The following is an 11289-nucleotide window of genomic DNA, read 5'->3' as shown; positions in this document are numbered from 1 at the left end:
AAGTGAAAATAGAGGATTTAAATTAGGAGGGATGAATAACGTCCCCCACCATTGACGATTTATAGCATGACTTTATTATAATTACGTAGTCTAACTCTAATTCAAGGAGACTGTCATGGATGAGAAAACCTTATCAAATTTAATAAGAGAGGCAGTAAGGCAGGGAATCAAGCTTTTAAAAGAGGAATTGAGGGAGAATCTGAAAGCCTTTGCCACCAAGGAGGACTTTCTTGAGTTTGAAAGGCGATTGAGTGATGCTATTGAAAAAATAAGAGAAGGAGTAAGGCTTTATCTGTATGAATTGGAGAGACAGATAGTTGAAATAAAAAGTAAATTAAGATTCTATGACTTTGATTACATAGCAAGACAGAATGATACGATAATAAAGATTTATGAGGAAAAAACGGTCATATCAAATAAACTTAAAGAACATGAAACCAGATTAGAAGAGATCGGGGCTATGTTAAAGAGTTCATAAGAATGTTTTTTCCTCTAAGCATAGGAGTTAGTGGAAGTAAAAGCGGGATTGGTAAGACCTCTTTCATAGAGAGTTTTATAAAGAGTATAAAAAAACAATTTTCTGCTCAAATTAATATCATTGCAATAAAATACACAAAAACATCTCTCTATTCCTCAATCGTAACAGAGCCTTCAATTATTGAAGAGGAAGGAAAAGATACGTCCCGATTAAAAAAAGCTGGAGCAGACAATGTTTACTGGTTAAAGGCTACAGAAAATGATCTGCCAGAGATTTCTGAAAGGTTAAAAGAGGAGTTTTTTGGGCATATGTCTCAGAATAATAAAAAAAAAGCGGTTGTCATCATTGAGGGTAATTCTCTGGTAAGAATTATGCAGCCTGATGTTATAATATTTCTTAAAGGTCAAAATGATGAGCACATAAAACCTTCAGGTAAGGCTATTTTAGAGATAGCTGACATAGTTATTGAAGGAAAATACTCTATGGAGGAAGTTATGGAAGAGATTGAAAAAATTCAGCAGAAAAAACTTATTGAAAAACTTCTTAAAGAAAGAAGTAATAGCGGAAAGATTACATGTGCAGAAGCAAGAAAGATTGCTGAAGAAGTAGGAGTTCCCTACATTGAAGTTGGAAGAGCAGCGAATGAACTCAAGATAAAAATCCGTAAGTGTGAGCTTGGCTGTTTCTGATGGGAACTATTTTTTTTGAGCTTGCACTTACGCTTTATTTCGCTGGTTTTCTTTTAAGCCTTGCTGGAATTGTAAGAAAAAAGGATGACCTTGACGAGGCTGTTTTCTTACTGAGCGTGGGAGGTTTGGCACTTCATACGGTTTATCTTGCCGTAAGATACATAAAATCAGGGCAGGCACCTGTTTTTTCAATGCATGAGGCAACCTCATTTTTTGCGTGGAGCATTCTTTTAATATCTCTCTGCATCAGATTTTCATATAAAGCAAGGGTTTTGAATTTTGGAGTGATTCTGAGTTTTGCCTTCATGTTTGTAAGTGCCTTTTTCCCGAGAAGCATTCCTTCTGTTAAACCTGAGTTAAAAAGTCTTTTAATTGATTTTCATGCTCTGATGGCAGTTTTTGGCATAGCTTTATTCAGCATAGCATTTATTTTCAGCGTTCTTTATCTTATTCAGGAAAGGGCAATAAAATACAAAAAATTCGGAGGCATTGACAGAATCTTGCCAAGCCTTGAGATTCTTGACAGAATAAACTACCGTCTTGTATTCTGGGGATTCCCAATTTATACCTTTGCCCTTGTCATAGGTATGATTAAATATGTCAGTTTACTGGGTTTTCGTTTTGATCCTAAGGAAATATGGAGTTTCTTAATATGGATTGTTTATCTTACAATTTTTTATCTCAGGGTAAAGGGTGACTGGAGAAAGAAAAAAGCAGCCTATCTTACAATAGTGGGTTTTCTTCTTGTTATATTTGGCTTTTTTGGTATAAATCTTTTAACAGAGAGTTTTCATAAACCGTTATGAGCTTAATAGTTTTAGGACTGAATCATAAGACAGCACCTGTTGAGATAAGAGAAAAGCTTGCCTTTAATACACAGGAAACTATCAGGGAAGGTTTAAAGAGATTAATTCAGACTGAGGGCATTAATGAAGCTGTAATTTTTTCAACATGTAACAGGGTTGAAGTCTATGCTTACTCTAACGAGGAAAATGAAAGCATTATAGAAAAGATAAAGCATTTTCTCTCAGATTTTCACAATATTCCTATAAAGGATTTTGAAGAGTATCTTTACATTTACATTGACAGAGATGCAGTAAGTCATCTTTTTAAGGTCGCATCAAGCCTTGACTCAATGATTGTTGGAGAGCCCCAGATTACAGGACAGGTGAAAGACTCTTATGAGATAGCACTTTCAGAGAGGGCTACTTCCTTAATACTCAATCACTTAATGAACAGAGCACTTTTTACAGCTAAAAGAGTGAGAAATGAAACAAGAATTGGAGAAAACCCAGTATCTGTAAGCTATGCAGCAGTAGGACTTATTAAAAAAGTCTTTGATGAGCTTTCAAAGAAATTCATACTTCTTGTGGGAGCTGGTGAGATGGCAGAGCTTGCAATACGTCATCTCATAGGAAGTGGAATAAAAAATGTTTATGTTACAAACAGAACATATGCTCGTGCAGAAGAGCTTGCAAGAGAGTTCAGCGGCACAGCAGTTCCATTTGAAAACCTTAAAGAGCATATTGCAAGGTCTGACATCATTATATGCTCCACAGGTGCTCCCAACTATGTTATAACAGAGCAGATGATTAAAGAAGTTATGCTTTTAAGAAAGCATAAGCCTCTTTTCTTAATTGATATATCAGTGCCAAGAAACATTGATCCTGCATGTAATGAGCTTGATAATGTCTATCTTTACAACATAGATGACCTTCAGGATGTGGTGGACTCCAACATTCTTGAAAGAAAAAAGGAGGCAGATAAGGCTTTAAGTATTATAGAGGAAGAAACAGAAAAGTTCTTTCAATGGCTTAACTCACTTCAAAGCGTGCCAGTTATTGTTTCAATCAGAAATAAGGCTGAACAGGTAAGGCAGGAAGAACTTGAAAAATTTAAAGCCCGTTTTAAAGAACTTTCACCAGAGGTTTTAGCCTCTGTGGATTATCTCACTCAAAGCATAATAAACAAGATAATGCATTCTCCAACTGTTGCATTGAAAAACAACTGTGATAGCAAGGAGATTCTTATTTTTGCAGCAAGGAGGTTATTCGGACTTGACAGTGAAGAGGAATAAGTTAATCATTGGCACTCGGGGTAGTAAACTTGCAGTGTGGCAGGCAAACTGGGTTAAGGAAAAGCTTGAAAATCTTTATCCAGATTTAAAGATTGAGATAGAAAAGATTAAAACAACAGGAGACAAAATACTTGATGCACCTTTGGCAAAGATTGGTGGCAAAGGCTTGTTTGTAAAGGAGATAGAGGAGGCATTGCTTTCAGGCAGAGTTGACATCGCAGTGCATAGCATGAAAGATGTTCCCGTAGAGATTCCAGAAGGATTACATATTTCAGCCATATGTGAGAGAGAGGACCCGAAAGATGCCTTCATAAGCATTGATGGGAAGTCTTTAAAAGAGCTTGAAGTGGGAGCTACTGTGGGAACAAGCAGTCTCAGAAGAGCTGTTCAGCTTAAAGCATTAAGAAGTGATTTAAATATAGCTTCACTGAGAGGCAATGTGGATACAAGATTAAGAAAGCTTAAAGAAGGCAAGTTTCATGCAATTATTCTTGCTATGGCTGGCTTAAAAAGAATGGGCTTTGAGCATTTGGTTACAGAGAGTCTTTCAGAGGATTTAATGATTCCTGCCATAGGTCAGGGAGCAATCGGCATTGAAACAAGAATTGATGATGATTTTGTAAATGAGATTATAAAACCCCTTAATCATGAAGAGACAGCAATCTGCGTTATTGCAGAGAGAGCTTTTTTATCTGTTGTGGGAGGAGGATGTCAGGTTCCTCTTGCCTGTCATGCAAAGATTATACATGATGATGGAACAAAATTTATAAAAATAGCAGGCATGATAGGTGACCCTGAAGGTAAAATCCCCATAATAAGAGGATTTCGTGAAGGGAGCATATCTCAGGCTCAAAATCTCGGTGTAGAGCTTGCAAAAGAACTACTTGAAAGGGGCGGAAGCAGGATACTTGAAATTACAAATTTTTAAACAGTTTCATTTGAAAAAGCGGAGGTAAACAAGTGAAAGGTAAAGTTTATCTTGTTGGTGCAGGACCTGGAGATGCTGGATTGATTACCCTTAAAGGTATAAGGGCAATTCAGCAGGCAGACTGCATTGTTTATGATTTTCATATAAATCCAAGACTTTTAACCTATGCAAGGAAAGATGCGGAGTTTGTCTACGCTGGGAAAAGAGGCGGACACCATGAGATGACTCAGGATGAGATAAATGCTGTTTTGGTGAATAGAGCAAAGGAAGGCAAAACCGTATGTAGACTCAAAGGTGGTGACCCCTTTGTATTTGGCAGAGGTGGTGAAGAGGTAGAAATTCTTGTACAAGAGGGAATTGATTTTGAGATAGTTCCGGGAATAAGCTCAGTTATTGCGGTTCCAGCATATGCAGGAATTCCTGTTACCCATCGCAGAGTTGCTTCAGCCTTTACAGTTATCACAGGGAATGAAGATCTTTCAAAACAGCATAGGATTTTCACACACATAAGGGCATCAAATCAGTCTGAAACCATGATTTTTCTCATGTGTGTTAAGAATCTTGATACAATTACGAATAAATTAATTGATGAAGGATTGTCTGCAGAGACACCTTCAGCTATAATTCGCTGGGGAACAAGACCTGAGCAGAAGGTGATTACTGGAACAATATCAGAGATTGCATCACTTGCAAAGGAGCATAAAATCTCACCACCTGCAATTCTTGTTATTGGTGATGTTGTAAGACTCAGGGAGAAACTCAACTGGTATGAGAAAAAGCCCCTTCACGGGCAGAGAATTCTTGTTACAAGGCAACTAAGTGATGAGTATCTGAAACTGGAAGACATGGGAGCAGAGTTGTTTGTTTTCCCTACAATTGATTTTTTGCCTCCTGAGGATTTTTCAGAGCTTGACAGAGCAATAAAAGAGATAGAGACTTACAACTTCATAGTATTTCCATCACCACGGGCAGTTAAATTTTTCTTTGAAAGATTTTTAGCTATTGGCAGGGATATGAGAGATTTAAAGGGAATTACAGTCTGTGCAATTGGCAGAGAAACAGAAAAGAGCTTAAAAGCTTATGGAATAAATGCTGACATAGTTCCTGATGAGTATAATTCTGAGGCTCTGACAAAAATTTTTAAGGAGGAGATTTCTCAGCTAATGCCTCGGAATGACAGGATAAGAATCCTATATCCCCGGTCTGATATTGCACTTAAAGGTTTTGTTGAAGAGATGGAATCTCTTGGAATAAAAGTGGATGCCCCAATTACATACAGAACAGTAAAACCAACAGAGCATGGGAAAAGGCTTGTAAGATTTTTAAGAGAAGGCAGAATAACGATTGCCACATTTACATCTCCTTCAAGCTTTATGAATTTGATTGATATTCTTAAAGATGATGCAAAGGAGATGCTTAAAGATGTAACGATTGCAGCAATTGGAAGGACAACTGCAAAGGCAATTGAAGATGCTGGCTACAGGGTTAGCATAATGCCTGAAAAATCAACAATAAAAGACATGGTGGAGGCTATAATTAAATGGGTAAGGCAGAAGTAGTTATCGTTGGTGGAGGCATTTCAGGATTAAGCCTTGCATACTTTTTACTGAAAAGAAAGCCTGAAGTTGATATTAAACTAATTGAAGCAGAAAAAAGAGCAGGCGGGAAAATAGTCACTGAAAATGTATCTGGTTTCCTTTGCGAAGGTGGAGTTAATGGGTTTCTCAGCAATAAGCCTTCAACAATTGCACTTTCAAAGGAATTGGGCATTGAACCATTAAAAGGAAGTGAGGATTCAAAACTTAGATACATTCTCATAAATGGCAGGCTTATAAAAGTTCCTGATAATCCTGTTAAGTTTTTCCTGTCTCCAGTACTTTCCCTTTTAGGGAAATTAAGAATGATAGGAGAATACTTTATTCCTGCACTTAAAGAGGAAAAGGATGAAACAGTGGAAAGCTTTGTATCAAGAAGAGTGGGAAGGGAGTTTTACGAAAAGCTCATTGATGCCATGTCAACGGGAATATATGCTGGAGACCCTTCAAAGATGAGTATGAAAAGCTGTTTTCCTAAGGTTTACTATCTTGAAAAAAAATACGGTGGTCTTATAAAGGGATTGCTTGCTCTAAAAAAAGAAAAGAAAGATGTAAAGGCTCAGCCTGAAGCTGTCCTGATGTCCTTTAAAGGCGGCATGTCAGAGTTAATAAAGGCTCTTGAAAGTAAACTTTCATCAATAATCATAAAAGGTAAAACGGTTGTAAAAATAGCTAAAAATAACGGCTTTTATACTGTCTATTTTGATGACGGAAAGATTGAGGCAGAAAAGGTTATTCTTGCATGTCCTGCCCATGAGGCATCAGAGATACTGAAAGAGCTTGACAGGGAAGTCTCAGATACTTTAAAAACCATTCCCTATCCACCCTTAAGTGTAGTTGCCTTCGGATTTAAAAAGGAAAGAGTAGGATTTGGCACATCTCTTTATGGATTTTTAATTCCTTACAGAGAAAAGAGAAAGATTCTCGGCACACTTTTTGACTCAACTATCTTCCCAAACAGAGCGCCAGAGGGTTATGTTTTATTAAGAAGCATGATAGGTGGTAGAAGAGCACCAGAGCTTGCAATGCTTCCTGATGAAAAGCTCATTGATACAGCTCTGACGGAATTAAGGGAAATTCTTCAAATCAAAGGAGATCCTGATTTTGTAAAGATATTCCGATGGGAAAAGGCAATTCCCCAGTATGAACTGGGACATGAAGAAAAACTTATGAAGATTGAGCAAAGGCTGCAAAGATTTCCAGGACTTTATCTTACAGGTAATGCTTACAGGGGTGTTAGCGTGAATGACTGCATTGAAAACTCTCTGAAGCTTTCCGAAAGAATCTGTATATAACTTAAAAGAATGAAAGCCAGCTTTTGCTTATAGGATACTATGCTTTTTGAAATTTTTCTGTTTATTTTCGCAGGTTTAGCCCTGAGATTTTTGCTTACAGTTTCAGGTATTTCTCCTGAAAAGATTGATTCAATCCGTGATAGAATCAACTACTTTGTTTTTTACTATATAATTCCCTTTGTCTGTTTTAAAACCACATACACAATGCCATTCAGTCTAAGTCATTTAAAGATTTCACTGGTTGCAAATTTCACGATACTAAGTTGCGTTGCTCTGTCATGGCTGATTTATAAAAAAATAGCTTCCATAAAAGATATAAAGCCTGAAGTAATTGGTTCTCTGATAATGTGTTCTGCCTTTGGAAATGTTCTTTACATTGGTTTGCCAATTTTAACAAAGCTTTATGGAGCAGAAGGTATGAGCTATGCCTTTAGTTATGACTTTCTGGCAAGCACACCTCTTACATGGACAGTTGCTGTTGCGGTATGCATGAAGTATGGCAAGGCAAAGAGTTTTAAGCTGAAAGATTCTTTTTTAACAATTCTTAAGATTCCACCTATCTGGGGATTGTTAATTGGTCTTAGTTTTAGAGAATTAAACATACCTTTGCCGGATTTATTAATCGTTACTTTAAAAGCGATTTCAAGCTATGTCACTTATTTAATGCTTGTAATTGTTGGTATTTCAATTAAAGCAGTTCCACCCCAAAGGTTTGCTCTACTTTTGCCTGCTATAATAATTAAGATAATAGTATCTCCCTTTCTTGCTCTTTCTTTTGGTAGTCTTACAGGACTTTCAGGTGTACCACTTAATGTTTGTATTATAGATGCAGCAATGCCTTCAATGATTCTCAGTATGATTTTCGCAACAGCCTTTGGTGTAGATTTAAGAACAGCCATTGAGATGATTTTTCTTACTACGGTTAGTTTTTTATCATTTTTTGTAATATTTGCAGGAATTTTTTAATTATTTCTTTGTTTAAAATGGCTTTTTGACTTATACATCCTTCATATGTTTTTTTATAAATTCATCTATGTACATCTGAGTAACTATATCATTGAACAGTACCATATCAAGCTGTTTTGTATAAGCTGTTAGTTTCCCGAGTATTTCAAGTTTTTTTTCAATTGTAGGGATGTCATATTTTGTTAATATGGCATCTATAATGTCTTCTTTTATAGAAATCCTGAATCCCATTTTTTTGAGAATTTCAGTTATAAGTTTTACTCTTCTTAGTCTTCTATCAAGTCCTGAGCCTCCACCTTTAAAGAAAAATTTAATATAGTTGTCGTTTATATTTTCTCCTGTATAGGCTTCAATCATTGATAGATGATAACCAAGACGAATGCTGAAGTTCATATAGTTTTTTGTAACAATACAAAAGCTTTTTTTCCCTGTTTCTTTCAGTTCGTCTTCAGGAATGGAAACTGTATGGGCAACCATCTCAAGAAATCCCTTTGCATCAACAGGAGGAGGACCGGGCCACTGCATTGATTGCATTCCTCTAAGCAGTGCTTTAAGAGGAATTGAAGTTATATCTTCTGGGGTGGCTTTTTTTAGACCTTCTTTTAAACCTTCCTCTATATCAAGAACTAAAATCCCGATTGGAATTCCTGCCAGAAGTGGAACAGCATGGATTTCGCTGTTTTCATACTTCTCCCACATTGTAAACATCTCATGCATGACCATTTCATGGCAAAATCTTGTAATATCGTGATAGGTTTTGCAGTTTTCAGGTTTAAAATCCTCTGAGTTTGGGTCAACAAGATAAAGAGGAACAATGAATTTTAAAACTTTTTCAAGAGTTTTATAAATTACCGTTTCTTTAAACGGTTGTTTTTGTTTTTTGTAGGCTTCAATAAGTTTTGTAACTTTTCCTTCATAAATTATGCGATTAATTGCATCAACAGTTATTTCCTGTCCATGTTTTATTGTTTTTGTTGCAATCTCAGTATTAATTAGTGTTGGCACATTATATTCTCTTGAAAGAGAAGCCATATGACCTGTTGGACTTCCCACATCAGTAACAATTGCTGCTGCTTTATTCATTATGACTACATATTTTGGATTTGTGTGTCTTGCCACAAGCACATGCCCTTCAGGAAAATCATTAAGTTGTTCTTCTGATTGCAAAATAAAAGCTTTTCCATATCCTACACCTTTGCAGGCAGTAATTCCTCTGTCAAGGAGAACCTTATAGCCATCTACACGGGCTGGTAATAATTGCTTTTCCTGAAAGAGTTTTTTTTCAAGTAATTTTAATGTACTTATTTTTAAGGGTCTTGCCTGAAGAATAAAAATATTGTCTTCTTCATCAATTGCCCATTCAATGTCCTGGGGAGATTCATAATATTGTTCAATTTTTGTTGCTATTTTAGATAATTCTATAACCTGTTCATTGCTTAAAGAAAGCTGCGTAGCAGTGTCAGGTAAAGGAACTTCTTCTATACCTCCCTGTTCTTTACATATAAGCATTTTATTTTGTCTGCCAGGAAGTTTTTCTATAATTTCGCCTTTTTTACTAACTACATAGGTTTCTGCTGTTACTGTTCCATCAACTGCTAATTTACCGAGTCCTTTAACTGCATTAATTATAATGTTATCACTTTCAGGATTATCTGGATTTTTTGAATAAATGATACCAGCTACCTTAGCATTTATCATGGAGAGAACTCCTGCTGCCATCACCATTTCATTTTCAGAAAAACCCTTTGTTTTATAATAAAAAATTGCCCGCGTATTAAACAGGCTTGCAATAACTTTTTTGTAATGGTTGATAATTAATTCTTCAGGAACATTTAAAAAAGAGGAGTACTGACCTGCAAAGCTGAATTCAGAGTCTTCATGGATTGCGCTGCTTCTTACTGAAACCTTACATTTTCTGCTAAATTTTTTACATAAGTTTTCATAGGCTAATTTTATTGAATCTTCAATTTCTTCAGGAATTTGTGAATTTACAATCAATTCCTGAATTTTTCTGCTTCCTTCATTCAGTTCATCAATTTTAGCAAGGTTGATGTTTCTTAGAATTTCAGATATTTTTTCTTTTAACCGGGCTTTTTCAAGAAATTTTATGAATGCATGTGAAGTGATTGCAAATCCTTCAGGTGTGGGTATTTGAAGAATATTTTTAAGCTCTGCAAGATGAGAAATTTTACCACCTGCAATTAATACAGAATCTTTATCAAGCTTTTCAATTGGAATTGTAAAATCAGTTGCTGGAATTTCTATTTTAGGAGTTAAAATTTTTTCTATTTTTTCTCTTAGCTGAATATAAACCTTTTCTAATTCAGAATATTTCCCATCAGAAAGTATATTTAAATTTTTTATTATTTCATAAACTGCTTCTGAGACTTCATTCACATTCGTCTGGATATAATGTCTATCAAAAATGTATTCACCACTGAGTTTTTCTTCAAGGTCCGCCATTATACTTAGAGCATGGTTATTTTCATTAAGGACTTTTTTAAAATAAAAGTATTTTTCTTTTAAAACTGCTCTCAGTTTTTCTTTCTCCTCTATTTTTTTAGATTTTGATTTAAAAACTCCGAAAAAATCCATCATTTTAAATTATAAATAATTTCAAATTAATTTGTAAGTATGATACATTAAAAAGTAAGACGACTCAATTAATAAGCCGATAAAATAGTTTTCAGAGGAAAGCATTATAAAACTCAGGAGGTGGAAAATGACAGACAAAAAATTAGTAAAAGATGTTATGTTGGAAATATTTGAATATCCTCATATCCCTTACTGGTTTAACATTGAGCAGGTTATTAAAGTTGTTAAAGCTTCTTTTATTCAAACTAAGAAGCACACAGATCCGCTTGCTATACTGGTGTTTGATGAAAAGTATAATCTTTTAGGGACTGCAACACTTAAGGATATTTTAAAAGGAATTGAACCTGTATTGCTTAAACCTTTACCAGAAGTGTCGGCTTTAGATGAGGGAAAAACAGTTTTCGCAGTTGTCTGGGATGATCTCTTCAGAGAAGAATCAAAAAAACTTGCCCAGAAACCTGTAAGCGAGATAATGGTTCCTGCAAAGCATTTTGTTGACCCCAGTGACCCTGTTACAAAGGCTGCTTATCTGATGATTCATTTTGATTTAGCTTTGTTGCCAGTTATTGAAGACAACAAAAAACTTGTCGGAATTGTAAGAATGGTTGAAGTCTTTGATGCGATTTCGGAAGAGATAATTAAAGAATAACAAAAAACGGAAATTAC

Annotated in this window: 10 protein-coding genes; 9 read left to right on the top strand and 1 reads right to left on the bottom strand. The window is 35.5% G+C overall.

Annotated features, from left to right (window positions below):
• The first annotated feature begins 115 nt into the window (after positions 1-115).
• The 8 genes from V4D30_RS04740 to V4D30_RS04705 are packed head-to-tail and all read left to right on the top strand — an operon-like array spanning position 116 to position 8028.
• Complete coding sequence (locus V4D30_RS04740) at positions 116-478, top strand: hypothetical protein (protein WP_353685100.1); 363 nt, start codon at positions 116-118, stop codon at positions 476-478.
• Between the two features lie 2 nt (positions 479-480).
• Positions 481-1167, top strand: a complete 687-nt coding sequence (locus tag V4D30_RS04735) for a hypothetical protein (RefSeq protein ID WP_353685099.1) — start codon at positions 481-483, stop codon at positions 1165-1167.
• Positions 1167-1973 carry a cytochrome c biogenesis protein CcsA gene (gene ccsA, locus V4D30_RS04730; protein ID WP_353685098.1) on the top strand — a complete coding sequence of 269 codons (807 nt, stop codon included), beginning with the start codon at positions 1167-1169 and terminating at the stop codon, positions 1971-1973. Before V4D30_RS04735 ends, ccsA begins: the two co-directional genes overlap by 1 nt.
• Positions 1970-3244 carry a glutamyl-tRNA reductase gene (gene hemA, locus V4D30_RS04725; RefSeq protein ID WP_353685097.1) on the top strand — a complete coding sequence of 425 codons (1275 nt, stop codon included), beginning with the start codon at positions 1970-1972 and terminating at the stop codon, positions 3242-3244. The genes ccsA and hemA overlap by 4 nt, the downstream gene beginning before the upstream one ends.
• Complete coding sequence (gene hemC, locus V4D30_RS04720; protein ID WP_353685155.1) at positions 3231-4172, top strand: hydroxymethylbilane synthase; 942 nt, start codon at positions 3231-3233, stop codon at positions 4170-4172. The genes hemA and hemC overlap by 14 nt, the downstream gene beginning before the upstream one ends.
• A 32-nt stretch (positions 4173-4204) precedes the next feature.
• The gene (gene cobA, locus V4D30_RS04715) at positions 4205-5731 is read left to right on the top strand and encodes a uroporphyrinogen-III C-methyltransferase (RefSeq protein WP_353685096.1); all 1527 of its coding nucleotides are present in this window, start codon (positions 4205-4207) and stop codon (positions 5729-5731) included.
• Positions 5713-7062, top strand: a complete 1350-nt coding sequence (hemG, locus tag V4D30_RS04710) for a protoporphyrinogen oxidase (RefSeq protein WP_353685095.1) — start codon at positions 5713-5715, stop codon at positions 7060-7062. Before cobA ends, hemG begins: the two co-directional genes overlap by 19 nt.
• A 39-nt stretch (positions 7063-7101) precedes the next feature.
• On the top strand, positions 7102-8028 hold the full coding sequence (locus tag V4D30_RS04705) for an AEC family transporter (RefSeq protein WP_353685094.1): 927 nt from the start codon (positions 7102-7104) through the stop codon (positions 8026-8028).
• A gap of 30 nt (positions 8029-8058) precedes the next feature.
• On the opposite strand, the gene V4D30_RS04700 is transcribed toward V4D30_RS04705, so the two are convergent.
• The gene (locus tag V4D30_RS04700) at positions 8059-10626 is read right to left on the bottom strand and encodes a PEP/pyruvate-binding domain-containing protein (protein WP_353685093.1); all 2568 of its coding nucleotides are present in this window, start codon (positions 10624-10626) and stop codon (positions 8059-8061) included.
• A gap of 124 nt (positions 10627-10750) precedes the next feature.
• Between V4D30_RS04700 and V4D30_RS04695 the strand changes: the two genes are divergently transcribed.
• Positions 10751-11272 (top strand): CBS domain-containing protein, encoded by a 522-nt coding sequence (locus V4D30_RS04695; RefSeq protein ID WP_353685092.1) that lies wholly within the window; start codon positions 10751-10753, stop codon positions 11270-11272.
• Positions 11273-11289 lie beyond the last annotated feature (17 nt).

The organism is Thermodesulfovibrio sp. 3907-1M, assembly GCF_040450955.1.
Taxonomy (GTDB): domain Bacteria; phylum Nitrospirota; class Thermodesulfovibrionia; order Thermodesulfovibrionales; family Thermodesulfovibrionaceae; genus Thermodesulfovibrio; species Thermodesulfovibrio autotrophicus.
This window is presented reverse-complemented; position numbering and strand designations above follow the sequence as displayed.